Origin of the sequence: Paenibacillus aceti (assembly GCF_003614185.1) — a bacterium.
GTDB classification, from domain to species: Bacteria; Bacillota; Bacilli; order Paenibacillales; family Paenibacillaceae; genus Fontibacillus; species Fontibacillus aceti.
This window is the reverse complement of record NZ_KZ987724.1, coordinates 1,584,114-1,610,411: the sequence shown is the minus strand read 5'-3', so window position 1 is coordinate 1,610,411 and position 26,298 is coordinate 1,584,114. Positions and strand designations below refer to the sequence as shown.

Below are 26,298 nucleotides of genomic sequence, written 5' to 3'. Positions count from 1 at the left end.
AACACAATAAGCTAGCACGAAGGGTGCATAAGACAACCTCAGGGGGTGTCTCTAAGTCGGAAAATCGACTTTGGAGATACTCCCTTTTCTACGTTTGGTGTGCGGGCTCCCTGAAACCGCTGAAATACTCCGGCTAGTGGTGGAGGACAGCTGAGCGACCCATGTAAGATAGATTAGATGATAATGAAACTCATTTACATCAGATGAAGCTAGAGAGTAAGAAGGAGTGGATTGGGATGAAATATAGATTTACGGTCATGTTCATGATTGTATTATGCGGCATGATATCGATCGCGGCTTTCAATCCGATTATCGGGCCGCTTTCCCGTAATTTGGGCTTAAGTGAAATTCAATCGGGATGCCTGGTATCGGTAGCAGGGCTCTGCTGGCTGTTGGGCGGCTATTTCTGGGAGAGGCAGACCTTCATGAGCCGGAAGAAGATGCTGGCATTCATTATGCATGTCTACCTGGTGACGCTGATCGCATTTGCACTGCTTGCCGACTATGCGGGCACACATTGGCAAGGCTCATCTGGCCTGTTCTGGGTGTTCTTTCTGCTGCGCGCGGTCTCGGGCTTCTTCTTCGGAGGAATTCCAGCCAAAGCGCAAGCCTATGTCATGGGTTGGACGACACTGGAGACGCGTACCCGCGGTATGGCGCTGTTCGGTGTGGCGAACGGTCTCGGATTCGTCCTAGGGCCAGCGATGAGCGGAGGCATGGCCGCGATCGGACTTACAGCTCCGATGTATGCCGTCGCGGTTCTCCTGTTCCTGATAATGATCCTGCTCTGGCTATTGATCGCCGATGAACCCGAGCAGAAGCGAACGCGGAGCGAAAGAGTCGTCTCACTTTCACCTTTAGATGGCAGGATTCGGTTGTATCTTTGGATCGGGTTGATGCTCTCTTTTGCCATGAATATCGTTCAAGTAACGATCGGCTTCTATGTTCAAGACAAGTTAGGATATGCGGCTCAGGAAGCCACTCAATTGATCGGGCTGGGCTTAGCAATTTCCGGGGTTATGGTCGTAGCTTCGCAAATTGTGATCAGTAAATTGAAGTTGCAGCCGCACCTGGTGCTGCGCATCGGATTATCATTCGTTGTATTGGGCTTACTGGGGCTGGTGACCTTCATTCAATATGCCTATATCGATTTCGTGCTGCTGGGGATCGGTATCGGATTTACTCTGCTGGGCTATAGCGCTGGCGCTTCCCTGGCTGTCCAGGATCATGAGCAGCGAACAGTCGCTTCCTACATTGCGGCTCTACAAGGGGGAGGCTCCTTCCTGGGGCCGGTTACAGGCACTGCGCTGTATACAGCACATATCGCGGCTCCTTACTCTATCTGTGCGCTGTTGCTCTGTATTACCGGTCTATCCCTTCTCAGAAGGAGGGAGGTCAGTGAAGTCGTCGAAGAGGAGCTATCTGTATGATGAGGAGGTCTATAAATTGACACAAAAAAAGGGCTTGGCCCGGTTACTCGAAATAGCGGGAGAGAAGCGGGGCTTGATGATAATATCCGCTCTGCTATCTTCGTTAAGCGCTGTTTGTATGCTTGTCCCTATGCCGATATGGTTCAATATCGTGATTTCTGTGTGAAATATACCGATGAATTTCAGACCGGATATTTGCTGTTCAAGGTGATTCTCGGCTCGTTCGCTGCCTTTGTTCTGCCAGTCGGCGTGTTCCTGTTAAGCCGTGATCCGGGGGGGCGTTGCCTTCGCCTCTGTCCTGCTGTTCTTCCTGATCATGGCGCCGGGCATTTCTGCTCCTATGTTCAAGATTATGTCCTTGTCCTCGACACTCAAGGATATTCATGAAGGGGTGGGGCGTATCGACCGGATTCTCGAAGAGCAGCCCATACCAGAGCCGGAGCATCGCAGCAGCCTCGTTCCTTTGACGTCAGCTTCGATAAGGTCTCCTTCTCTTATAGCGAGTCTTCGACTGCCAAGGCGGCGTAGTGTCATTCCTTTATTAAGCAGCTTCCCCAAGGCTATGACACGCGGATATTCGACCCGTTAACGACAGCCCTTATAGGCTATGCAGAATTCCGTTACCATGAGCAGGCCGGCGAACGCATCGTTAAGCTCTTGCAGGAGCCAGTTATGCAGGGAGAGGGGAGACCCCCTGCTGGACATGATATCGAGTTCAAGCAGGTCACGTTCAGCTATCTGGATAAGCCGGTTCTGCATGATTTGAATCTCAGCATGCCAGCGGGTTCTTTCACCGCGCTCGTCGGGCCTTCAGGTAGTGGGAAGAGTATGGTGCTCAGACTGATCGCCCGCTTTTACGATCCGGAGCAGGGGACGGTCCACACAGCGAGAGATCGAAGAGGCGGCTCGGCTCGTTTGCTGCCATGACTTCATTACGAAGCTGCCCGATGGCTATGATACGGTGGTTGGCGAGGGGGGATGCACCCTGTCAGGTGGGGAGAAGCAGCGCATTTCCATCGCCAGGGCGATGCTGAAGGACGCTCCGGTCGTACTTTTGGATGAAGCGACAGCTTCCCTCGACCCCGAGAATGAAGCGGAAATTCAGCAAGCGATCGACCAGCTCGTCCATGGACGAACGATCATCGTGATTGCCCATCGTCTTAAGACAGTGCGGAACGCAGATCGAATTGTCGTGTTGGATCAAGGGCGGGTTGTGGAAACAGGGACTCATGATGAATTGCTCTCGCTAAACGGACTATATGCCCGATTATGGAGAAGGCAGTACGATATGGGCGGTTTGAGCGCATCGCAGCGCCGTTGAACGGGTAGGTCATTTTACCGCACCGTCTATTAGAGTTATAATAAAAGTTAATTTAACCAGTTTTTATAAGCCTATCATTTATCCGGTTTTAGAAGGCAGGTACAGTTATAACTCTATTGAAAGGGCTGTGCGAAAATGTCCGTGATGACTAAGAAAGCTTTGGCCACCACTCTGAAGGCGATGATGGAGCGATCCTCTCTCGATAAAATAACGGTGAAGGAGCTCGTAGCGGAATGTGGAGTGAATCGGCAGACGTTTTACTATCATTTTCAAGATATATATGATTTATTGGGCTGGATTTATAGAACAGAGGCGCTGGACGCGATATCCAACTGTCGCACCTATGACACCTGGCAGCAGGGCTTCCTGAAATTATTCCATTATGTGCTTGATAACAAAAAGTTCTGCTTAAGCACCTATCGTTCCATGGGACGGGAGCATCTTGATCTCTTCCTGCATAAGGCGGTGTTTGAGCTGTTGATGGGTGTGATTGAGGAGGTCGATGTCGGCAAACAGGTGCGAGCGGAGGACAAGAAATTCATCGCCAATTTCTATACCTTTGCGTTCATCGGCATCATGCTGGAATGGATTCGTAATGGCATGGGCGAAGAGCCCAGCTTGATTATTGACCGCTTGAGCATTCTGGTTGAAGGGGATGTGGAGAAGGCGATCAGTAAATATGTGAACATAAGCTAGCCGTGGGACCAGCCGAAGTGCTGAATCCAAGGTTTAGACATTTTAAGGGTTATGTATAAATTTTATACATAGCCCTTTTACTGTTTAGTGTAAACGCTCTACAGGAGCAGTATAGTGAATTTGCAGGGAAGATAAGCATGTGTAGGTTGCGCTAATATGAAATTCTAATTGGAGGTTATAAGCATGTATTACAGCAATGGAAACTACGAAGCTTTTGCCCGTCCCAAGAAACCACAGGGTGTGGACCAAAAATCTGCCTATTTGATTGGCTCAGGTCTAGCAGCACTGTCCGCAGCTGCCTTCCTCATTCGTGATGGTCAAATGAAAGGGGAAAACATTCATATTCTCGAAGAACTCGATATTTCTGGCGGCGGCTTGGACGGCATCTATGATGACGGAAGAGGATTCATTATCCGCGGTGGCAGAGAAATGGAAAATCACTTCGAGTGCCTGTGGGATTTATTCCGCTCCATTCCTTCATTAGAAGTAGAAGATGCTTCGGTATTAGATGAATTTTATTGGCTCAACAAAGAGGACCCGAACTATTCCCTCCAGCGTGCGATTCTCAATCGTGGCGAGGACGCGCATACGGATGGCAAATTTACACTTACCCAAACCGCTTCCATGGAAATTATCAAATTATTCTTCACTCCAGAAGAAGCACTTGAGGATATGAGAATTACCGATGTCTTCTCTGAAGATTTCTTCAACTCGAATTTCTGGCTCTACTGGCAGACGATGTTTGCGTTCGAACCATGGCATAGTGCGATGGAGATGCGTAGATATGTGGCTAGATTCATCCATCATATCGGTGGATTGCCTGACTTCTCGGCATTGAAATTTACAAAATATAACCAGTATGAGTCACTCGCACTGCCACTGATGAAATATTTAGAGGACCATGGCGTGACCTTCCAATACGCTACGACCGTAACCAATGTTGAATTTGAGATTACCGGCAACAAGAAAGTAGCTAAGAAGCTTGTCTATGTTCAAAAAGGACAAGAAAAACAGATCGACCTGACCGAAAATGATCTGGTCTTCATTACGAACGGTAGTAATACCGAAAGCTCCACTTTGGGAGACAACAATACACCAGCTGTGATGAATACTTCTCTCGGCGGCAGCTGGGAGCTGTGGAAGAAAATCGCGGAGCAGGACCCTGCCTTTGGCCGTCCTGATAAATTCTGCGGCAACATTGAAGAGAGCAACTGGGAGTCGGCTACGATTACAACGCTGGATAATCGGATCCCTCCTTATATCGAGAAAATCTGTAAGCGGGACCCGTTCAGCGGCAGGGTTGTAACCGGCGGGATCGTAACGGTGAAGGATTCAAAATGGCTGATGAGCTTCACGCTGAATCGCCAGCCTCACTTCAAATCCCAGCCTAAAGATCAGCTCGTCGTGTGGGTATATAGCTTGTATTGCGATGTGCCAGGCGATTATATCAAAAAACCGATGAAAGACTGTACGGGGATCGAAATCACGGAAGAGTGGCTCTATCATATGGGCGTACCTGAAGCAGAGATTCACGATATGGCCGTAAATTCCGCTAACTGTGTTCCTTGCATGATGCCGTATGTTACCTCCTACTTCATGCCGAGAGCAGCAGGCGATCGTCCGAATGTCGTTCCTGATGGCTGTGTGAACGCCGCCTTTATCGGCAACTTTGCTGAGACACCACGGGATACGGTCTTCACTACGGAGTATTCCGTACGCACTGCTATGGAAGCTGTATATACATTGCTAGACATTGACCGCGGTGTACCAGAAGTATTTGGGTCCGCTTATGATGTTCGTGTACTGATGGATTCCACAGCGAAAATGATGGATGGTAACAAGCTCACCGACATGGAGCTTCCTGATACCGCTAAGTTAGCTGCGATGACAGGGGTAAAGAAGATTTCCAATACCAGAATCATGCAGCTATTGAAGGAATATAAGTTGATATAAGCTAGAATGAGGAAATCGCCTGGAAGGGCGGTTTCCTTATTTTATCATTTTTTGATTGACTATTTAATCTCCTTTTGAGGCCAATAGCGATACCTGGTTTCGTTACAAGTCAGAGCGGGAGGGCGGACTCTGTTTTGTTTTGCGTACACAAAGTCATGCATGGATCCCAGGGCTTGATCTCACCGGGAAGGTATGCTAATTTAACGATAATGATTATCATTATCATATTATTCGTGAGCTCATCTATACACCCAAAGGGAGAGGTACACTGTGCATACTGATGAAACACTACATACAGAGAGCGGCTCTACGGCTACAGGCGACGTGCTTAGGAATAGGACTAACGCGCAAGGGGCAGGCACATATAGGACGGATCTGCTGGAGATTAAGGCATATATAGAGAGTCATTATGATGAACCACTGTCCATCGCTCAATTGGCGAAGATGGCTAATATTTGCCCTAAATATTTTGTGGATCTATTCAAGAAGACGTTCGGTCAGAGTGCGATAGAATATTTGACGAATGTGCGCATCAACCGCGCCAAGCGGTATTTGGCGGAATCCGATGAGCGGCTGCGGGATATCGCCAGAAAGGTAGGGTATAAGGATGAGTTCTATTTTAGTCGAAAATTTAAAAAGGAAGTGGGCATGTCTCCTCGCGATTTCTCGAAAAATACCAGGCGTCGCATCGCAGTATGTTCCTCCCCGGCCATCGGCCATTTGCTGGCGCTCAACATCATCCCGGAGGTCGCGCCTCTCGATCCGAAATGGACTCCCTACTATTACAACCTCTATAGCGGCAAAATCAAGTGCCATCTTAACCTCACAAGTCCCTATCATGAAGCGGCGTTTGAAATCAATCTCGATAAGCTAAGTCAGGCACGCCCGGACGTGATCATCAGCTCGGATCAACTGCCTATTAGAGACAGCAGCAGGCTGGACTCGATTGCTCCGGTTCATTGCCTGGCTGACCAAAAGGGCTGGAGAGATCAGCTGCTTGATATGGCCATTTATTTAGATAAGGAAGATATCGCAAGACAATGGATAAGCCATTATGAGAGTCATGTCCAGGTTGCGAGGAAGCAGGTAAAGGATGCTCTGGGAGATGATCGTATTGTCGTCCTGCGGATTTATCGGTCGCAAATATTCGTATACCGGAATCGGGGACTTCAGGAGGTGCTATACGAGGATTTGGATCTCCAGGTTGTAACTATGAGTGAACAGCAGAGCCGCCTGCGCGACATGTCTATTACATTGCAGGAGCTTCAGGCGTTGCAGCCGGATCGTGTCTTGATCATGGTGTGTCCGGAGGCTTCAAGCCGCAAATATTGGTTGACACTGCAGCACTTCGCCGGGTGGAAGCAGCTTCAGGCTGTGCAGAGAGGTTATGTATATATGATTAGCGGCGATCCCTGGTTTGAATATTCGGCGGTAGCGATTGCCCGGATGCTAGACCAAGCGCAGCTCTTATTTACTGGAAATTGTCCAAATCTACTTCTGGATTATATCTATGGTGATTCCTTGGCGGAATAAGTATACTCAGAGTCGATTGAGAATCATTATCAGCTGAGGGGGATATATCAATGTTAAGACTTTGGGGAACAAGTAGAAAGAGCTTGAAGACTCTATCAGCGGTTCTACTGAGCTGCGTAATCATAGGGAGCTTACTTGCTGGCTGCGGCACCAAGACGGAGTGGGGCGTGACCAATGCCGCTACCGCGTCTGGACAGCAAAATTCGGGCGGAGAAGCTAGTTCACAAGGTAATACTGGGGACAGCAATAAAGCAGGCGAGACGACGGAAGAGCGTACGATCACGGATGAGCTTGGGCATGAGGTCAAGCTATCCGGCATACCGCAGAAGATATTCGCGCCTAATCTGGAGGACTCTTTGTTGAAGCTGGGGGTAACGCCTGTGGCACAATGGTCTAACGCCAAGAGTGGTCATGTCTATTTGCAAGAGCAGCTGAAGGATGTGCCGAGACTGGACTTTACGTCAGGTATGCCTTCGCCAGAGGCAGTTATGGCCTATGAGCCGGATCTAATCATCTTGCATACTGCAACTTACGCCGAGAATGGAGCCTATGATAGCTATGCGAAGATCGCCCCGACCTATGTGTTCAAGAATGCGTCCGGGAATATTGAGGGATCACTCACGAAGATCGGGGAGCTGCTAGGCAAATCTGCCGCGGCGGATGCGGCATTGCAGGCCTACCGGGAGAAGGTAGAAGAGGCTAAGCAGAAGCTGGGCAAGGTTACGGAGAATAAGAATGTGGCGATTATACGTTTTGCACCGCGAGGGGTAAATCTGATGGGAGGCCAATATTTAGCTGGCTATGTGCTTCATCAGGACTTGGATCTCGGTAAGACGAAGCTGGTTGGAGAGGAGAATAGTGCAAATCTGTCGCTGGAAATTATTCCTGAGCTAGATGCGGATTATATATTTGCTATTCATCAAGGGGGAGACCTCACGATGATGGATAGTCCAATCTGGAAGAGTATGGATGCAGTGAAGCTGGGACATGTGTTCGAAGTAGACGACAGCTATTGGCTTGGAAGCGGTCTGATCGCTTATGAGAAGATTATCGATGATGCGGTACGGTTTATAACTGAATAAAGAATCAGCCATGGAATGGATAATTTTTCCTAAAAAATCCTGATTTTCATGTTCATAACATTGACTCCTTCAACAATAATCGCTATAGTAACCTTTATTATTACTTCAATGCAAGAAAGCCACAAAGCCAAAAAGCCAGAAAGCAAAGAAGTACATAGGCAATAAAAGTTATTGGATAAGGAGTCTTGCATCATGGATCGACAGCTTAGTTTCACAAAAAGTATTATTCTCTTCATCTTCATTCTAACGCTACTGTTCGTATCAATCTTTTGCTTAAAAGCGGAGCCGCATCTTCCATTATTAGCGACTACCGTGGGTACTGCTACTTTACTTCGTCTGTTCGGCTTCTCTTGGAAGAAGCTTGAATCGGCTATTATTCAGGGGATACAGACGGCGATTATGCCGATTCTCATTCTATCCCTGATCGGTATTCTTATTGCCGTGTGGATGATGAGTGGTACAGTACCGACGATTCTATACTATGGGATGGATTATATTAAACCGCAATTTTTTGCCGTGAGTGCACTCTATGTTACGATTATCGTCTCGATGTTTACCGGTAGTTCATTTACGACGGTCAGCACCGTTGGGGTTGCCTTCATGGGGATCGCTCTAACGACGGGCATATCTCCGACTCTGGCTGCAGGGGCGATCATCAGCGGAGCCTGCTTCGGTGACAAAATGTCGCCGCTGTCGGATACAACGAATTTTGCTCCGGCAGTTGCGGGGGTATCGATATTCACTCATATTGGCAATATGCTATACACAACGATTCCTGCGCTTGTCATCACAACCGTATTCTTCTGGTTCGCGCCAAGTCCAGATTCGATCGATTTGACGGCTATCCAGCAGATCAAGCTCGCGCTGCAGGATAGCTTCAATATCCATTGGTTAACGCTGCTATCGCCACTTGCCGTGATCGCTTGCTCCTTCAAACGGGTCTCGATCCTGCCGACACTGATCATTGGGATTGTAACCGGACTTCTGGTGACAGCCTTCGTTCAGCATCAGATGGCGATCGATGTATGGTTTAGCGTGATGCAGAGCGGATACAAGAGCACCATTGCCAATGAGACCGTAGCTGCAATCGTCAATCGCGGCGGTTTGCAGTCGATGATGTGGTCCGTATCCTTAATTCTGATCGCTTTATCATTGGGCGGTCTGTTGCAGCATTGCGGTGTGATCGATGCCTTCTTCCGCAAGCTCATTCAGCCTTTGAAGCGCGGCAGCAGCATTGTTCTGATGACCGGCGCATCATCTATCGCCGTGAATATCATGACTGGTGAACAATACCTGTCCATTCTGCTGCCGGGTCAAATGTTCAAGGATGAGTATAATCGCAGAGGGCTTCCGGCGAAGACATTATCCCGTACATTAGAGGACTGTGGGACACTCATTAACCCGTTGATTCCGTGGGGAGTTAGCGGCGCCTTCTTCGCGTCGACGCTCGGGGTTCCGGTGGTTGAGTTTTTACCGTATGCGACCTTCTTATGGCTATGCTCACTCTTCACCTTTGCTTATGCCTTTATTCCACAATTACAGAAGAATTCACTTGGCCGTGAGAGTGAAGTGATTTCTGGATAAATAATAAAGAGCCTGATATTTGTCAGGCTCTTTATTAATGAGCTAAAGGCTTAAGCTAGCCAAAGGATGTAAGGACACTCTGCTTCACGATTTCCTTGAGTTCTTCCTGATGTGCTTGATATTGCTTAGCAGAAATACTTCCGTTCCGCAGACGTTCATCCAGCTGTTGGCTCAGCTGTCTAGTTTGCAGTTCAATCACTTCGTCTATGTCTCCGCCTTGCGCGGCTGCAATGTCGTGCAGAGATTTGCCCTCGAATAGCTCTTCATACAGCTCCTCGTCCGATGATTGATTAAGAGCAGCCAGCAAAGCATCCTTCTCCGCAGCCCGATGGTCAGCCGTTGACACTCTGGCTAGGGGACTTGCGCTTGTGACGGAGCCGTTTAACACGGAGTTTCCAAAGGAAATAACGACTACCATCGTTCCGACGATCATCACTCGCTTTATATTCATAGCTTAAATCCTCTTTTCATAGTAGTACAGATCAAATGACGTTGGGTTAAGTGGAAAAATAATCTTAATTCTATTTACTATAATAGAGAGGCAACCTTAGAGGAACCTTAAATGTTCTTTAAGACAAGCTAAAATTACTAACCATTGAAAATGGAGAATAATAAGAAGAAAGGCAGCTTCCACGCGGAGGTTGCTTTTCTTTTTTTTGCATAATTGTGATTGAATTCACACATTTTAGAAAGCTTTATTACCAAGGTTTGGAGGTGGATTAGTGAACTGTTGTCAGGAAGTATGCTGACAATATAGCGTTTTCATTTTGTTGAGTATGCCTCTGATGTTCAATACGATAGATACATGGCGAGCGGTAAATTATGTATAATCGTTCGGCAAAAAAATATAGGGAGGCTGTCATATGGCCCAAACAACATCTTCCTCTGCGTCCGGATCGGCACGAGTGGGGGTGCAGAAGTTCGGACGTTTTCTAAGTGGCATGGTGATGCCGAATATCGGGGCGTTCATCGCCTGGGGCTTGATTACGGCTCTGTTCATACCAACAGGCTGGATTCCAAATGAGTATTTAGCCAAGCTCGTTGATCCGATGATCAAGTATCTGCTCCCGCTCTTAATCGGCTACACCGGGGGCACGATGGTGCACAAGCAGCGCGGCGGCGTAATCGGTGCTTTAGTCACGATGGGTGTGATCATCGGTACAGACATTCCAATGTTCCTTGGGGCTATGGCTGTTGGACCCGGGGCCGCCTGGGTTCTTAAGAAATTCGATAGAGCCGTAGAAGGCAAGATTAAATCCGGCTTTGAAATGTTAGTCAACAACTTCTCACTAGGTATTATCGGCGGCGGGCTTGTGCTGATCTCTTACTCGGTCATGGGGCGGATTATCGAAGCGGTCACCAGCGCTCTCTCGGCTGGTGTTGAGTTGTTAGTCAACCATCATCTGATTCCGCTAGTCAATATTCTCATCGAGCCGGCCAAGATTCTATTCCTCAACAACGCGATCAATCATGGCGTTCTTAGTCCGATCGCGATTGAGCAAGCGCAGACTGCAGGCAAATCGATCCTGTTCATGCTGGAATCCAACCCTGGCCCAGGGCTCGGCATTTTACTAGCCTATATGTTCTTCGGTCGTGGTACTGCCAGGCAGTCGGCATCAGGCGCTGCGATCATCCATTTCTTCGGTGGATTCATGAAATTTATTTCCCGTATATCCTGATGAAGCCTCGGCTGATTCTGGCTGCGATCGCCGGTGGCATAACAGGCACGCTCACCTTCTCAATGATGAATGCTGGACTGGTCGGTCCACCTTCTCCGGGAAGTATCATCGCCTATCTGGCTATGGCGCCGCGCGGTGAGCTTATCCCGGTGCTGGGTGGCGTCATCACTGCCTCGATTGTCTCCTTTGGCGTTTCTGCACTTCTGCTGAAGACGGATAAGAGACAAGAAGAGGATCGGGATGGTCTGGAGGAGGCAACCCAGCGTGTGAAGGATATGAAGGCTGCTGGTTCATTGGCTGCAAGTGGAGCTGGAGCTAGAGAAGCCAGCGCCGGTGTAGCCATTGAAGATTCCGGGGGGCAAAAGAGCAAAGATGAGGTTCGTAAAATTATTTTTGCTTGCGATGCCGGCATGGGCTCGAGTGCGATGGGCGCTTCTATTTTGCGCAAGAAGATGAAGTCCGTCGGCTCGCCGATCGAAGTAAGCAATATGGCGATCAGCGACATTCCCGCGGATGCAGATATTGTCGTTACCCATAAAACACTAACGGATCGTGCCCGAGGAATAGCACCGCAGGCGGAGCATATCTCCATCGACAATTTTCTGAAGAGTCCTGAGTATGACGTGCTTGTCGAACGATTGAAATAACATCAGAATCCGTAAGGCAAAGGGAGTGCTTGTATGAATGGCATCTTAGCGCTTGCGGTCGCTTTTGGAGGCATTATCTATGGAAATCACGCATCGCATGAGACAGATCCTCGATTTGCTCCTACGCAGTCCGTATGAGTCCACGGTTGCCGAGATTGCCCGGAGCATTCGTGTCAGTCCCCGGACAGTTCATAGGGAGCTGGACGCGGTAGAGAGCTATCTGCATCGTAGAGGGATCAGGCTTCACCGGAAAGCGGGCTCGGGTCTAAGTCTGGACGGGGAGCCCGAACGGCTGGAGAACATCAAGTCGGAGCTTCTTACCCCATTCAATGTGGAGTACTCAGCGGATGAGCGCCGGATCTTCCTGCTCTATAGACTGTTAGCTTCCGACGAACCGATCAAACTGTATACGCTGGCTCATGAGATGAGGGTAACCGTCTCGACCATTGCCGCAGATCTGGATGATCTGACCGATTGGATTGGCAAGCAGAAGCTTCGTCTAATCAGGCGGCGTGGCTATGGAGTTGAGATCAAGGGCTCCGAGCCTTCGCTCCGCGAAGCGATTCGAAATCTCGTGGGTGTCCGATTGGATGACTTGTCATTAATCACCGGCGTGGAGCAGCGCCCGCTCCATCCGGTAGATAGCCGGGTCGCATCGATGGCTGGCGTTGACTCTATCAAAATCATCGAAGAGATCCTGTGGAAATGGGAGGAGCAGGCGCTGGAGGAACCCTTCAGTGAAGAGGCGTATACCGACCTGTTGATTCATCTGTCAATCGCTGCTTACCGCATTCAGGCTGGAAGGGCAGTCAGTGAAGTGGAGGCCGCTCGGATGATCCATAGCAGACAGGGAATGCCAATAGCACATAGCGCTGCAGTCGATGGTTTATGTAAACAGCTTGGCGAATCACTGCGTCTGGAATACTCGGCAGCTGAGCTAACATATACGGCTATTCTCTTGGAGAAAGCGAGCGGCTCCTCGAATGAATTATTGCCCGCCGATGATTTGGAGCTGGTTAGAGCGATCAGATCGCTCATTCATTATATGGCGGAATTGGATGACCAGGATTATATAGCAGACCGTTCGCTAAGGGATGGATTATTCATTCATCTGACGGCTGCGTTGGAACGGATCGTCGCGGGACAACGTATTCGAAACCCATTGCTGGATATGATCCGCAAGGAGTACTCAGAATTGTTCGATCGTGTCCGTCAGGCTGCTGATGCGGCATTTCCAGACAAGGATATCCCGGATGAGGAAGTTGCCTTTCTCGTCATGCATTTTGGAGCTTCTCGGGAACGTATGGGGCAGACCCGCCGGAATATACGCGCGGTTATCGTCTGCACGAGCGGGATCGGTTCCTCAAGGCTGCTGGCAGTGCGACTTCGCAAGGAATTCCCGCAGATTAACATCGTGGAGCAGGCTTCATGGTATGAGGCCGTTCGGATTCCAAGCTCGACTTATGATCTGCTCATCAGTACGGTCGATCTGCCGCTGCGCAAGGGTCAATATTTGAAGCTGAGTCCGCTGCTTAGTGATGAGGAGACGGAGCAACTGCGGAATTACATTCGAGAGCGAGGCTTCCAGCAGTCTGTAGATAAGCTATTGCCTGATCCATTGCTGCATCCAGGGGCGGATGATGAGCTGCACTCGGCTACGAAGCCGACAGATGTCCAACACCGAACGGCGGGAATAGCTGGCCTAGAGGAATTGCGCTATCTCAACAAGAGTGTACAGCTGAGCATCAAGCTTCTGGAGGCTTTCCGGGTCATTCGCTTAGAAATTAGCGGTGTGCCGAGTTTAATGAAATGGCTGCAGGCCGCCTGCTTCCACCCGCAGCTTAAGGAAGTGTTGGAAGACCCTGATCTTGTAGCAAGACGGTTGTTCGAACGGGAGCAGCATGGAACCCAGCTTATTCCCGGAACGGAGCTGGCTCTCTTTCATACTCGGTCAGATACGGTGAAGAAACCTGTTCTTATGCTGTTTGAGCTAGATCACAGCTTCAAGATGGGGGAAGCAGAATCTGTAGAGCTGTCGAGGTTTCTACTCATGCTGGCACCGAGACAATTATCGCGGGAGAGCATTGAGGTGTTAAGCGAGATCAGTGCTAGCTTGTTAGATAGAGAAATCATGGAAGCGCTTGCGGGAGGGCAGGAGCAGGAAATCAGAGCATTGATGTCTGCCCATCTCCGCACTTATTTAATAGATAAATTGGAGAGAGAGTGATCATCGATGAGTATTTTATCCGCAGAGCAAATTCGATTAAACGTGAAGGTATCGGATAAGTACGAAGCTATTCGCTTAGTTGGTCAAATGCTAGTGGATACCGGTCATGTGGAGCAGGACTATATTGAGAAAATGATGGAACGTGAGGATAACCTATCAACTTATATGGGCTCAGGATTGGCGATTCCTCATGGTACGAATGAGTCCAAAGTATTGATCAAGTCTACCGGACTTGCCGTGCTGCAAATTCCCGAGGGCGTCGACTTTGGTGGTGATGAACCCGCAGTATTGGTAGTAGGCGTCGCAGCGCAACGGGGCGAGCATATGGGGATTCTGACCAGCATCGCTATGGTCTGTTCAGATGAGGACAGCATGGAGAGCCTTCGTACTGCCACTTCAGCGGAAGAGATTTTAACGATCTTTGAAAGCGGGATCGAGGAATGAAGGCTCTTCATTTTGGTGCAGGCAATATCGGCAGAGGATTTATCGGTCTGTTATTGTCCAAGGCGGGGTATGAGGTCGTCTTCTCGGATGTGAATGAGGCGCTCGTTCAGGCCCTGCAGGAGCACAAAGGTTACGAAGTTATGATTGCGGATGAATCGGAGCAGCGCATTAAGGTAGAGGGGGTCAGTGCTATCGATGGCCGTAATCCCGTCGCAGTTGCAGAAGAGGTCGCTTCGGCCGATCTGATTACGACAGCAGTGGGGGTAACGACCCTGAAGCATATTGCCCCAGGCATTGCTGCCGGAATTAAATTACGTATGGAGCGTGGCGGATCTCCACTTCACATCATTGCTTGCGAAAATGCAATCGGGTCGAGTACACAGTTAAAAGAGCAGGTTATGGCCCTGTTATCCGCAAAAGAACAAGAAACGGCAGCTGCGTTGGTTGCTTTTCCAGACTCGGCTGTGGATCGGATCGTCCCTCTTCAGCATCATGGAAATCCACTTGATGTTACGGTGGAGCCGTTCTATGAGTGGGTCATCGATCGGCGGGAAATGTTTCCCGGCACGAAGGAAATTAACGGGGCTCATTATGTGGATGATTTGATTCCCTATATTGAGCGTAAGCTCTTCACGGTAAATACCGGTCATTGCAGCACGGCTTACGCCGGCTATCGTAAAGGATACTCAACGATTCTGGAGGCGGCGGAGGATGAGGAGGTCATCGATCTGGTGAACGGTGCGCTGCAGGAGACGGGAAGTATGCTGGTAGGGGCATACGGCTTCAAGGAAGAAGAACATAAGGCCTATATTCGCAATATTATGGAGCGGTTCCGCAATCCGCGTCTAAGCGATGATATCGTGAGGGTCGGGCGTTCACCAATCCGCAAGCTGTCGCCAGAGGATCGATTAGTTCGACCGGCGCTTAAGGCTTGGAAACAGGGCGGGGATATCCGGCATCTGGCCAGGGTCATGGCGCTTGCGCTCAAGTTCGATTATGCCGGGGATGCTGAGGCGATGAAGTTACAGGATTTGATTGCAGAGAAGGGTGTCCGCCAAGCCTTTGCCGAGATCAGCGGGCTTAGCACAGAGCATGAATTGACTCAATCCGTCATGGAAGCCTATGAGAAATAAATAGAGAAGATAAGCTGACCGGGAAATAGAAGGGTCATCAAACACTAGGAGGGATTGGAATGAGCCATTTACTGACGGGCGTACCTGCTTCACCAGGGATTGCTATTGCGAAGGCTTACCGGCTGGACATGGATGAATCCATACCACCGCGTAAAGAGATTGAAGACAGAGCTGCCGAGATTCAGCGTCTAAAAGAAGCGGTTGAATCCGCAAAGGCCGATATCGATCGGATCAGGATACAGACCCTTGAGCGCTTGGGCTCACAGAAGGCAGAGATATTCGAAGCGCATCTATTTCTGCTCGATGATCCGGAATTGACCGATGCGGCATTGGCCCGGATCGAGAGCGAGGGCGTCTGCGCGGAATTTGCCCTGTATGAAGTAGCGGCAGCGATCATGGACGCACTGCGGTCGATGGACAATGAAATGCTGCGCGAGCGGGCAGCAGATGTCGAGGATATTACAAGGCGTGTGATCAGTAAGCTGGAGGGCCGTGAACATCATGCGCTCTCGGAGCTGAGCAACGAGGCCATCCTGTTTGCCAAGGATCTAACCCCATCGGATACAGCCCAATTGAACATGGATTATGTACGTGGCTTTGTTACGGAAATCGGCAGCCATACATCTCATTCTGCCATCATGGCTCGCTCGCTGGAGCTTGCAGCTGTCGTTGGTGCGGGAACCGATGCGTCACATATCAGAACAGGTGACACCGTTATTTTGGATGCAACGAGTGGCAAGATTATTGTGAACCCCTCACCTAACCAGATGGAAGATTATTCGGAGCGTAAGCGTAAATATGAAGAGGATGTATCTCGAATGAAAAGCTATATAGATCGTCCCTCGTTGACTGCGGATGGAGTTCAGGTGGAATTGGCCGGGAATATCGGCGGGATCGATGATTTGGAGAAGGTTTTGGCTAATGGAGCCGACGGGATCGGATTGTTCCGAACAGAGTTCCTCTATATGGGGCGCTCAACGTTTCCTTCGGAGGAGGAGCAATATTCTGTCTATAAGCATGTTTTGGAGAAAATGAACGGGAAACGAGTGGTCATCCGAACTCTCGACATCGGGGGAGACAAAGAGCTAAGTTATATGCAGCTACCGCAAGAAATGAATCCGTTCCTCGGTCTGCGGGCGATCCGTCTCTGTCTGGATCGGGAGGAACTGTTCCGTACGCAGCTAAGAGCACTACTCAGGGCAAGCGCGCATGGGAAGTTGGGTATTATGTTCCCGATGATATCCATATTGAGCGAGCTACGTGAAGCCAAGCGGATCTTGGATGAAGAACGGGTTCGTCTAGTACAACAGGGAGTCGTGGTCTCAAGTGAGTTTGAGATCGGTATCATGATCGAGACTCCGGCTGCAGCCCTTGCTGCGGATCTATTAGCGCAAGAGGTAGATTTCTTCAGCATAGGGACTAATGATCTGATTCAATATACGATGGCTGCGGACCGGATGAACGAATCTGTCTCCTATCTATACCAGCCGCATCATCCTGTGATCCTTCGTATCATACAGCTCGTCATCCAAGCTGCGGATCGACACGGTAAATGGGTGGGGATGTGTGGAGAAATGGCAGGGGATGCTTCGGCCATCCCGCTGCTACTAGGATTCGGCTTGCATGAGTTCAGCATGAGCGCATCATCCGTGCTTCCTGCACGGGAACTGTTGTCCCGATTATCCAGGCAGGAGTGGTCACGGCTTGCTGTACAAACATTGAACATGAGCAGTCAATCCGAGGTACTTGATTTCGTAAATGACCAGCTTAGGAGTGAAGCGAAGCTATGATATCGCAGATTTTCACAGTTATTCACCCCCAGGGGTTTCATGCACGACCCTCTAAATCCTTCGCAGAGAAGGCCCATTCATTCCCTTGTCAGGTGACTCTATATAAAGGTGATAAGCAAGCGAATGGGAAAAGTCCGCTCGGGCTGTTGACCCTTGGCATCTCGGCCGGGGATGAGATTAGACTTGAGGTCGATGGGGAGCAAGAAGGGCAGGCCTTTCAGGAGCTTGGCCGGATGCTAACGCAAATTTACGAGGAATAGATGAATCATAGACAGCCGTCTTGGCCGATTCTTTCAGTAGGTTGAGACGGTTTTTTTTGTGTATGTATAAAACTCATGTCGGACGTCTTGGAAATATTCGCATAAAAACAATTGTATGTGCACTTAACCCATGATATATTGATAATGATTATCAATATCATCTATATAGGGGTGGATAGACTTGCGTCAATCTTCAAGGCTTTTTTCTTTATTTATTTTGGTGGTAGGACTGGCTGTGCTGTTGGCAGCATGTGGGCAAACCACAGGGAACTCCGCTCCTTCAGGAGCAGGAGAGAGCAGTAATACTTCAGGCACGGCTCCGGCGGCGTCTGCCTCTCAGGGCTCGGAATCGACAGAATCCGAGACGGTGATCTTCCAAGCAGGCAACGGAGATATCGAAGTGCCGAGAAATCCGCAACGAATCGTCGATTTGACGAATTTCTATACCGGTTACTTCCTGGCGCTAGGAGTGAAGCCCATAGGTGTATCGGCAGGAGCGATGGAGAATCCTTATTTTGAAGGGAAACTGGATGGGGTAGAGAATGTAGGGATCGATCCTTCACCGGAGAAGATTCTTGAGCTTAACCCCGATCTGATCATCACATTCACAGGTGCAGAGGGCATCGATCAGCTGGAGCAGATCGCGCCGGTCGTAGCTATCGACTATGGCAAGAAGAATTATAAAGATCAGATTATCGATTTCGGCAAGCTGACGAATAAGGAGCAAGCAGCTAAGGACTGGGTGGATCAATGGGAAGCCAGGATCAATGAACTGAAGCCGCAGGTAGAAGCAGCAGTCGGAAGCAAGACCGTCTCGATCCTCAATCCTTATGCCAAGGGGCTATATGTATTTGGTCATAACTATGGCCGCGGCGGCGAGATCATCTATGATGAATTTGGCCTGAAGGCACCGCCTGAAGCCCAGAAAGAGGCGATTGATAGCGGAGCCGGCTGGGCTTCAATTTCGCTGGAGAAGCTTCCGGAATTTGCGGGCGACATCATCTTTACTTGCCCTTGGGCGGGGGACTCAAGCGATCCTAAGATCGTCTATGATAGCGCGGTCTGGAAGGGGCTTCCCGCTGTGAAGGCAGGTCATGTGTTTCAGCTGAATCCGAACGCGGATACATACAATGATCCGGTCTCGCTCGAAGCGCAGATGAAGTTCATCTCGGATAGTCTGCTGTCGGTAAAATAAGCATGGATGGCCGCTTAGGTGAGCGGCCATTTATACTATTGCTTCAATTCTGTTACGTAAGGTGGCTTAAAGATGAGTCTTAGCAAGATAGATATGGATTATACGCAGCCAGATGATGAGCAGGCCAGATCATTCTCACTTCGATCCCGACCCTGGGCCGCAGCGCTGATCATGATCGGAGGCATCGTTGCACTGATCCTCAGCATCGGCCTGTCAATCTCCTTCGGGGCTGCGGAAATTAAGTTCGCGACAGTCTGGGAGGCGATCTTTCATTATAATCCAGACCTGACACAACATCAGATTATTCAGGAGCTGCGGCTGCCGCGTGTACTCGGCGGGGCCATGGTCGGTACTTCCTTCGCCGTAGCTGGTGCGATTATGCAGGGCATGACGCGTAACCCACTGGCGGATTCGGGCTTGCTCGGTCTGAATGCCGGTGCCGGATTCGCTCTAGCCCTCTGCTTCTCCTTCTTCCCTGGTCTGCCGTTCCTGTACCTGATTCTATATTCCTTCTTGGGTGCAGGGCTCGGCGCAGGGCTGGTCTATGGCATCGGCTCTATGGTCAAGGGCGGACTGACACCGCTGCGGCTGGTGCTGGCCGGGGCGGCCGTGTCGGCGCTGCTGTCGGCGCTTAGCGAGGGCCTCGCTCTATATTTCCGCATCGGGCAGGATTTAGCCTTCTGGTATGCGGGCGGAGTCGCGGGCACGACCTGGCTGCAGCTCAAGATTATGTTCCCTTGGGTGCTGGTGGCTGTCGTCGGCGCGATTTTCCTGTCCCGTTCCATTACGATGCTCAGCTTGGGCGATGATGTAGCCAAAGGGCTCGGTCTGCGTAGCGGAACGGTTAAGCTGGTCGGCGCGATCATCGTGCTGATTCTGGCTGGTGCAGCCGTCTCCGTAGTGGGCGCTGTCGGCTTCGTGGGCTTGATTATCCCGCATTTGACGCGGAAGCTGGTCGGCGTGGATTATCGCTTGATTATTCCCTGCTCCGCAGTGCTTGGCGCGCTGCTCGTCGTATTTGCAGATCTGGCGGCAAGGATGGTCAATCCTCCCTATGAGACGCCGCTCGGCGCCCTGATCGCCCTGATAGGCGTACCTTTCTTCCTCTATATATCACGTAAGGAAGTGAGGGAGCTATGATGGAGACTTCAAATGGGATGTCGCTTAAGGACAAGCGCAAGCAACAGCATAATATTGCAGTATTGCTGATCCTTGGCTTGCTTATCATTATTGCTTTTGTGCTAAGTATGAACACGGGATTTATCCGTCTGTCTCCGCTGGATACGATTCGCACTTTATTCGGTGGAGGCACGGAAAAGGAAGAATTAATCCTGTTCCAGTTCCGTCTGCCGCGCATCGTCATTTCCGTGCTGATCGGCGCCGGACTTGCGGTGTCGGGCTGTATTATGCAAGGTATATCCCGCAATGCGCTCGCTGACCCGGGAATTCTCGGCATCAATGCCGGGGCGGGATTGGTCGTATTAATCTTCGTGGCTTACTATCCGAATATGGGCACAGCTTCGATATTTCTGCTGCCAGTATTGGCCTGGATCGGTGCCGGGGTGACCGCCGCGATCATCTTCTCCTTATCTTACAAGCGCCACAAGGGCTTGCTGCCTACGCGGCTGCTGCTGACAGGCGTAGCCGTCGCAGCGGGCATCAGCGCCGCGACCATCGTGATCACACTGCGGATCAATCCGGAGAAGTATCAGTTCGTGGCGACCTGGATGGCGGGGAGTATCTGGGGAACGAATTGGAAATTTGTTCTCGCCCTATTACCGTTCATCGTGATCCTGCTCCCATTCGTCTTCTCCAAGGCACGGACGATGAATGTGCTGAATCTGGGGGAGATGACGGCGACTGGTCTAGGCGCGAAGGTGTCCAAGGAGCAGATCGTCCTGCTCGCGGCTGCGGTGGGGCTGGCTGGCTCCTGTGTCGCCGTGAGCGGTGGCATCGGTTTCGTGGGCCTGATCGGCCCGCATCTGGGCAGACGGCTCGTTGGCCCGAAGCATCAGGCGCTGCTGCCGGCGTCCGCACTGATCGGCTCGCTGATGGTTATCGTGGCCGATATGCTCGGTCGCTTGATTCTGCAGCCGTCTGAGATCCCGGCCGGAATCATCGTCGCCATTGTCGGCGCACCTTATTTTCTATATTTATTGAGTCGTTCACGATAGAAATTGGAGGGCTGCTGGCAGGATCCGCAAGTGAGACGGACTGCCGCAGCCCTATTGAAAGGAGCGTATACTTTGCTGTGGAAATTTCTCGCTTACTACAAGCCTTATAAAGTCTTGTTTATGGTTGATTTTGGCTGTGTATGCGCTTAATAGTCTGCTGCAATACATCGTGACATATTGGGGGCATCAACTGGGTATTAATATCGAGACAGATATCCGGGAAGATTACGGTGGATGGCATCGACATCGCCAGCATGAAGCTGGCCTCCCTGCGTGGACAGATCGGGATTGTGCAGCAGGATGTCTTCCTCTTCTCAGGAACGATTCGTGAAAATATTGCCTATGGTAATCTGCGCGCCTCTGATGCGGAAATTTGGGAAGCGGTACGCCGAGCAAAGCTAGATGAGTTCATCAGCTCATTGCCGGATGGGCTTCAATTCGGTTCATAAAATTCAAAGTGAGGACCTGACCCGTCTCGATTTGAGACGGGTTTATTGGGCTTAGTTTATTGGGCTTATAAAAAACTTTGATCAGTAGGTAATTTTCGGCTGTAAAAGAGAGCGAAAATGGCTTAACGGCGGGCTTTTCCTCATGATGAATGAGTAGAACTCCAAGCTTTCTGGTTGAAATTGTATTTTTAGGATCGATGTGATTTTTGTTAAAATAAATTATCTGATGGTAGGAAACCTGCCATGGGGGAAATAATAGGGGAGATCATATTGGGAAATTGACAGAGAAGGAGAGGACATATGAAATTTAGAAAGCTATCATTATTCACTATATCCTTGATGCTCCTCATGCTGACCGGCTTGTCCGGCTGGGTGAGGGATGCCGCAGCGGAAGGGGCTCCGGGCAAAACCTATGTTATAGGTACAGATATAACCTTTGCTCCGTTTGAGTTTCAGGATGCCAGCGGTAAGTTCGTCGGGATTGATATGGACCTGTTAGAAGCGATCGCCAAGGATCAGAATTTCAAGTATGAGATTAAGCCACTGGGCTTCAATGCAGCGGTTCAGGCGCTGGAAGCGAAGCAGGTGGACGGCGTCATCGCCGGGATGAGTATTACGGAGGAGCGCAAGCAGAAATTTGAACTGTCAGAGCCTTATTTTCAATCGGGCGTAGTGATGGCCATCGGCAAGAATAATGACAGCGTCAAGAGCTATGAAGATTTGCAGGGGAAGAAGGTAGCTGTCAAGACCGGCACCGAGGGCTATCGATTCGCTGAATCGATCGCTGCCGAATACAGCTTCACGATCGTTCCCTTCGACGATTCTGCACAAATGTATGAGGATGTAAAGACCGGAAATTCGGTAGCTTGCTTTGATGATTATCCCGTTCTGGCCTATGGGGTTAATCAGAATAACGGGCTAAAAATCGTAACGGAAAAAGAAGTAGGCGGCTCCTATGGCTTCGCGGTGAACAAAGGAATGAATCAGGAGCTTATGAATAAATTCAATGCAGGTCTGGCTAATTTGCAGACGAACGGTCAGTATGATCAGATTCTGGAGAAGTATCTGGGTGAGAATGCTTCCCAACCGGTGCAGCAAAGCCGCTGGGGGCTAATAATGGAATCGCTGCCCGCGCTGCTTAATGGTCTTGGTAAGACACTGCTATATACGATCGTATCCTTGTTCATTGCTTTGATCTTCGGGTTGATCTTCGGATTTATGAAGGTAGGACGGAATCGCTTCCTGCGTGGGGTTGCCACGGTATTCGTCGATCTCTTCCGCGGTATTCCGCTGATCGTCCTTGCTTTCTTTATTTACTTCGGTATTCCGCAGGCATTCGGCTTCACCATGCCGCTCTTCCTGGCGGCGATCTTGACGCTGAGCTTGAATACAGGGGCTTATGTGACGGAGATTATCCGCGGCGGCATTCAGTCGATTGACCGCGGGCAGATGGAGGCCGCCCGATCATTGGGTCTGCCTTATCGCAAAGCGATGATCAAGATTATTATTCCACAGGCGATCCGCATTATGATCCCGGCACTTATCAATCAGATGGTGATTACGCTGAAGGATACGTCGATTCTGTCGGCGATCGGCCTTGTAGAGCTGACGCAATCCGGTAAGATCATTATCGCCAGAACCTTCGCTTCCTTCGATATCTGGCTGGTCGTAGCGATTATGTACCTGCTGGTCATCACGATTCTAACGAAACTCTCAGGTTATCTCGAAAGGAGGGCGCACCGTGGGTAAAATCCGCATTGAAGGATTGCATAAGAGCTATGGTAGCAATCAGGTGCTAAAGGGAATTGATATGCAGGTTCAGGAAGGTGAGGTCGTATGCCTGATCGGCCCTTCCGGTTCGGGTAAAAGTACCTTCCTACGCTGTATCAACCGTCTCGAGGAAATTACGGCTGGACGGGTCACCGTCGATGATCATGATCTGAATGATCCGAAGACGAATATCAATAAGGCGCGTGAGAATATCGGCATGGTGTTCCAGCATTTTAACCTATTTCCGCATTTCAGCGTACTGAAGAACATTATGTTCGCGCCTATGGAATTGGGCAAAATGAATGCGGAGCAGGCGCGGACTACGGCATTGCGCTTGCTGGAGCGGGTCGGATTGGTTGACAAGGCTGAATCATTCCCGAGCCAGCTGTCTGGCGGTCAGAAGCAGCGGGTGGCAATCGCTCGTGCGCTAGCGATGAATCCGGATGTCATGCTCTTCGATGAGCCGACTTCGGCGCTTGACCCTGAAATGGTCGGCGAGGTGCTCGGCGTTATGAAGGACCTGGCTCGTGAAGGGATGACGATGGTGATCGTAACGCATGAGATGGGCTTCGCTAGAGAAGTCGCGGACCGGGTCGTATTCATGGACGGTGGCTACATTATTGAAGAAGGAGCGCCGGAGGAAGTGTTCGGCAATCCGAAGAATGAACGTACGATCAGCTTCCTGGAGAAGGTGCTGTAACTTTATAAGCTCGTTAAACTTGTAAACCCGTTGGTGGATATAATCATCCATTCTACGGGTTTTTCTAATGCCGATGACGAAATTATGACGGAGTTGAGCCTTGTAAAATAATCGTTCGCAATAACGACATTCCACATATAGTTAAATTATGCTAAAATTTTTTAGGAGACGTTATTGCGTCATTACTGTTGTTATACATACTTCTCAGTAATGGTTTTGTAACGCTTACATTACATAGGAGGTCGTCATCATGTTTAAAAAGTTACAGAACAAGCTTATACTCATTTTCGCAGTATTGCTGATTGGAGCTATGGTCACCTCGCAGTTAGCGACCACTTCACAAATGAGCCAAAGCTTCAAGAAGGACCTGGACGAGACAGGGATTGAAGAGGCCATCGCATTAGCACAGATAACGGAGTTGCGTCTCGACAACTATGCGAAGGATGTTATGCATTTCAGTGACATGGATGAAATCAAAAACATCTTCAAAGCAGGTTCATTAACACCATCTATGATAAAGGAGATGAAATCGTATACTAAGCTTAACCCGGAGGTATCTGCGGTTTATATGGGGGACCCTACCAAGCGGATGTATGATCCGGAGGATAATGTGTACGAGAAGGATTACGATCCTCTCGTCAGACCATGGTATAAACGGGCGAATGACAATAAGAATGAGGTGCAATTTACCGAGCCGTATATGGATCTGATCAGTCTGAAAATGAAGGTCTCTATCTCCAAGGCTGTCGTGGAGAACGATAAAGTGCTGGGGGTCTACGCACTGGATATGAACCTGGATGATATTACCGATCAGGTGAATGAGACTAATGTAGGCTACAATGGCTTTGGTTTCATCCTGAATTCACAAGGTGATCCGATCGTGTTCCCAGATTCGGATGGCGAGAATCAACGGGACAAGTCTTATGTAGAGCAAATGTACAACGAGGATTCAGGGAAAATACAATATAACGATAATGGAACGGAGAAGATAATATACTTTACGACATTGAAGCTCACCGGGTGGAAGGTCGGTGTCGTATACAAGGAAAAGGAACTATTGAAACTGGTTAATCAGATTCAGATGGTGAATTTAACGATTACGATCATCTCGATTGTGATCGCAAGCCTGATCATTTATTTTATCGCGCGTTACTTTACGAAGCCGATTATTCAGCTCACCAAACAGGTGAAATTGATGGCTGATGGGGACTTGACGGTTCAAGGCGAGGTCAAATCCAAGGACGAGATCGGGCAATTAACAGGTCATTTCAATGAGATGGTACAGAAGATTCGCGGAGTGCTGTCCCAGGTTGTCGATTCTTCAGTGAAGCTGTCGGATTCGGCGGTTAGCCTGAGCGCTGTCTCCGAGGAGACCAAGGCGACCAGTGAAGAAATCGCTCGGGCGATGACGGATGTGGCGCAAGGCTCGGTAGAAGGTGCGACGAATCTTGATAAAATGCAGCGTGTAACGGGTGATCTGGATTCTCAATTTACACTGATCGAAGATACGATGAATCATATGCAGGATAAATCCAACACGACACAGCAGGCAAGTGTGGATGGACGCGAGAAGCTGGCTGTGCTCCAGACCCGTTCGGACGAATCCAATCATGAAATTCAGTCGATTGAGCAAGTGCTCGGCATTCTCGTGGAGAGAATCAATGATATCCAGGAAGTCGTAGCGACGATGAATGGGATCTCCAGCCAGACCAATCTGCTCGCTCTGAATGCATCTATCGAGGCAGCCCGTGCAGGCGAAGCAGGCCAAGGCTTCTCTGTTGTCGCTACCGAGATTCGCAAGCTGGCTGAGAAATCGGCCGAGCATACTACGGAGATTCGTGATACCATTCTGGGCATTATAGAAGAAGCGGAGCGTGCAACTGTAGCGATGAGCCGGACGAAGGAAATTACGATGGAACAGAACAGTGCGGTTAAAGATACAGAGACGGCATTTACGACGATTCAGGAATTGATGAACCAGGTCATTCATGCGATTAATCAAATGTCGGGACAGGTTGTGGAAATGTCTAGCTTGAAGGATGATGTGGTTCAGTCTATCGAGAATCTATCAGCGATCTCCCAGGAATCTGCGGCTGCGGCAGAGGAAGTCAGTGCCTCTACACAGGATCAATTGCTGGCGATCGACACGGTTGCGAAATCAGCGGAATCCTTAAGTCTGGCAAGTGGGGAATTAGAGCAGCTGGTGAAGAAATTTAAAATTTAATATTTGA

At 49.7% G+C, this 26,298-nt stretch carries 19 protein-coding genes and 4 pseudogenes; 22 read left to right on the top strand and 1 reads right to left on the bottom strand.

Features of this window, described 5'->3' with window-relative positions:
* Positions 1–236: 236 nt before the first annotated feature.
* The 9 genes and pseudogenes from BFJ94_RS07055 (at position 237) to nhaC (ending at position 9,599) form a co-directional block, all read left to right on the top strand.
* Complete coding sequence (locus BFJ94_RS07055; RefSeq protein WP_120462019.1) at positions 237–1,430, top strand: MFS transporter; 1,194 nt, start codon at positions 237–239, stop codon at positions 1,428–1,430.
* Positions 1,431–1,446: 16 nt separating this feature from the next.
* Positions 1,447–1,596: a hypothetical protein gene (locus BFJ94_RS25335; protein ID WP_162944073.1), complete on the top strand. Its 150-nt coding sequence runs from the start codon at positions 1,447–1,449 to the stop codon at positions 1,594–1,596.
* Positions 1,560–1,931: pseudogene (locus tag BFJ94_RS07050) on the top strand (ABC transporter ATP-binding protein); the annotation flags it as partial. The gene BFJ94_RS25335 and the pseudogene BFJ94_RS07050, both read left to right, overlap by 37 nt.
* A gap of 66 nt (positions 1,932–1,997) precedes the next feature.
* Positions 1,998–2,751 (top strand): annotated as a pseudogene (locus BFJ94_RS07045) (ABC transporter ATP-binding protein); the annotation flags it as partial.
* A gap of 144 nt (positions 2,752–2,895) precedes the next feature.
* On the top strand, positions 2,896–3,447 hold the full coding sequence (locus BFJ94_RS07040; RefSeq protein ID WP_229716915.1) for a TetR/AcrR family transcriptional regulator: 552 nt from the start codon (positions 2,896–2,898) through the stop codon (positions 3,445–3,447).
* A 183-nt stretch (positions 3,448–3,630) separates the two neighbouring features.
* Positions 3,631–5,400 carry an oleate hydratase gene (locus tag BFJ94_RS07035; RefSeq protein WP_120462017.1) on the top strand — a complete coding sequence of 590 codons (1,770 nt, stop codon included), beginning with the start codon at positions 3,631–3,633 and terminating at the stop codon, positions 5,398–5,400.
* Between the two features lie 270 nt (positions 5,401–5,670).
* Positions 5,671–6,933 (top strand): helix-turn-helix domain-containing protein, encoded by a 1,263-nt coding sequence (locus BFJ94_RS07030; RefSeq protein ID WP_120462016.1) that lies wholly within the window; start codon positions 5,671–5,673, stop codon positions 6,931–6,933.
* Positions 6,934–6,983: 50 nt separating this feature from the next.
* Positions 6,984–8,015 (top strand): ABC transporter substrate-binding protein, encoded by a 1,032-nt coding sequence (locus tag BFJ94_RS07025; protein WP_120462015.1) that lies wholly within the window; start codon positions 6,984–6,986, stop codon positions 8,013–8,015.
* A 192-nt stretch (positions 8,016–8,207) separates the two neighbouring features.
* Positions 8,208–9,599, top strand: a complete 1,392-nt coding sequence (gene nhaC, locus BFJ94_RS07020) for a Na+/H+ antiporter NhaC (protein WP_120462014.1) — start codon at positions 8,208–8,210, stop codon at positions 9,597–9,599.
* Positions 9,600–9,654: 55 nt separating this feature from the next.
* Here the strand turns inward: nhaC and BFJ94_RS07015 are convergent, their stop codons facing one another.
* On the bottom strand, positions 9,655–10,050 hold the full coding sequence (locus BFJ94_RS07015; RefSeq protein ID WP_120462013.1) for a hypothetical protein: 396 nt from the start codon (positions 10,048–10,050) through the stop codon (positions 9,655–9,657).
* A gap of 412 nt (positions 10,051–10,462) precedes the next feature.
* On the opposite strand from BFJ94_RS07015, the pseudogene BFJ94_RS07010 reads away from it, so the two are divergent.
* The 13 genes and pseudogenes from BFJ94_RS07010 (at position 10,463) to BFJ94_RS06950 (ending at position 26,291) form a co-directional block, all read left to right on the top strand.
* A pseudogene (locus tag BFJ94_RS07010) lies at positions 10,463–11,925 on the top strand (PTS mannitol transporter subunit IIBC).
* 79 nt (positions 11,926–12,004) lie between these two features.
* Positions 12,005–14,152 carry a BglG family transcription antiterminator gene (locus tag BFJ94_RS07005; RefSeq protein WP_120462012.1) on the top strand — a complete coding sequence of 716 codons (2,148 nt, stop codon included), beginning with the start codon at positions 12,005–12,007 and terminating at the stop codon, positions 14,150–14,152.
* Between the two features lie 6 nt (positions 14,153–14,158).
* On the top strand, positions 14,159–14,596 hold the full coding sequence (locus BFJ94_RS07000; RefSeq protein WP_120462011.1) for a PTS mannitol transporter subunit IIA: 438 nt from the start codon (positions 14,159–14,161) through the stop codon (positions 14,594–14,596).
* A complete protein-coding gene (locus tag BFJ94_RS06995) occupies positions 14,593–15,729 on the top strand; it encodes a mannitol-1-phosphate 5-dehydrogenase (RefSeq protein ID WP_120462010.1) in 1,137 nt (378 codons plus the stop codon). Before BFJ94_RS07000 ends, BFJ94_RS06995 begins: the two co-directional genes overlap by 4 nt.
* A 59-nt stretch (positions 15,730–15,788) precedes the next feature.
* Entirely contained in the window at positions 15,789–17,519 is a 1,731-nt protein-coding gene (gene ptsP, locus BFJ94_RS06990; protein WP_120462009.1) for a phosphoenolpyruvate--protein phosphotransferase, read from the top strand.
* Entirely contained in the window at positions 17,516–17,779 is a 264-nt protein-coding gene (locus tag BFJ94_RS06985; RefSeq protein WP_120462008.1) for an HPr family phosphocarrier protein, read from the top strand. Before ptsP ends, BFJ94_RS06985 begins: the two co-directional genes overlap by 4 nt.
* Positions 17,780–17,960: 181 nt before the next feature.
* Complete coding sequence (locus BFJ94_RS06980) at positions 17,961–18,974, top strand: iron-hydroxamate ABC transporter substrate-binding protein (RefSeq protein WP_120462007.1); 1,014 nt, start codon at positions 17,961–17,963, stop codon at positions 18,972–18,974.
* Positions 18,975–19,067: 93 nt separating this feature from the next.
* Positions 19,068–20,114 carry a FecCD family ABC transporter permease gene (locus BFJ94_RS06975; protein ID WP_120465129.1) on the top strand — a complete coding sequence of 349 codons (1,047 nt, stop codon included), beginning with the start codon at positions 19,068–19,070 and terminating at the stop codon, positions 20,112–20,114.
* 17 nt (positions 20,115–20,131) lie between these two features.
* Complete coding sequence (locus BFJ94_RS06970; protein ID WP_438803680.1) at positions 20,132–21,148, top strand: FecCD family ABC transporter permease; 1,017 nt, start codon at positions 20,132–20,134, stop codon at positions 21,146–21,148.
* Positions 21,149–21,357: 209 nt separating this feature from the next.
* Positions 21,358–21,582 (top strand): annotated as a pseudogene (locus tag BFJ94_RS06965) (ATP-binding cassette domain-containing protein); the annotation flags it as partial.
* 363 nt (positions 21,583–21,945) lie between these two features.
* Positions 21,946–23,346 (top strand): amino acid ABC transporter substrate-binding protein/permease, encoded by a 1,401-nt coding sequence (locus tag BFJ94_RS06960; RefSeq protein ID WP_229716924.1) that lies wholly within the window; start codon positions 21,946–21,948, stop codon positions 23,344–23,346.
* Positions 23,339–24,067, top strand: a complete 729-nt coding sequence (locus BFJ94_RS06955) for an amino acid ABC transporter ATP-binding protein (protein WP_120462004.1) — start codon at positions 23,339–23,341, stop codon at positions 24,065–24,067. Before BFJ94_RS06960 ends, BFJ94_RS06955 begins: the two co-directional genes overlap by 8 nt.
* Before the next feature lie 250 nt (positions 24,068–24,317).
* Positions 24,318–26,291 carry a methyl-accepting chemotaxis protein gene (locus BFJ94_RS06950; RefSeq protein ID WP_120462003.1) on the top strand — a complete coding sequence of 658 codons (1,974 nt, stop codon included), beginning with the start codon at positions 24,318–24,320 and terminating at the stop codon, positions 26,289–26,291.
* Positions 26,292–26,298: the final 7 nt, after the last annotated feature.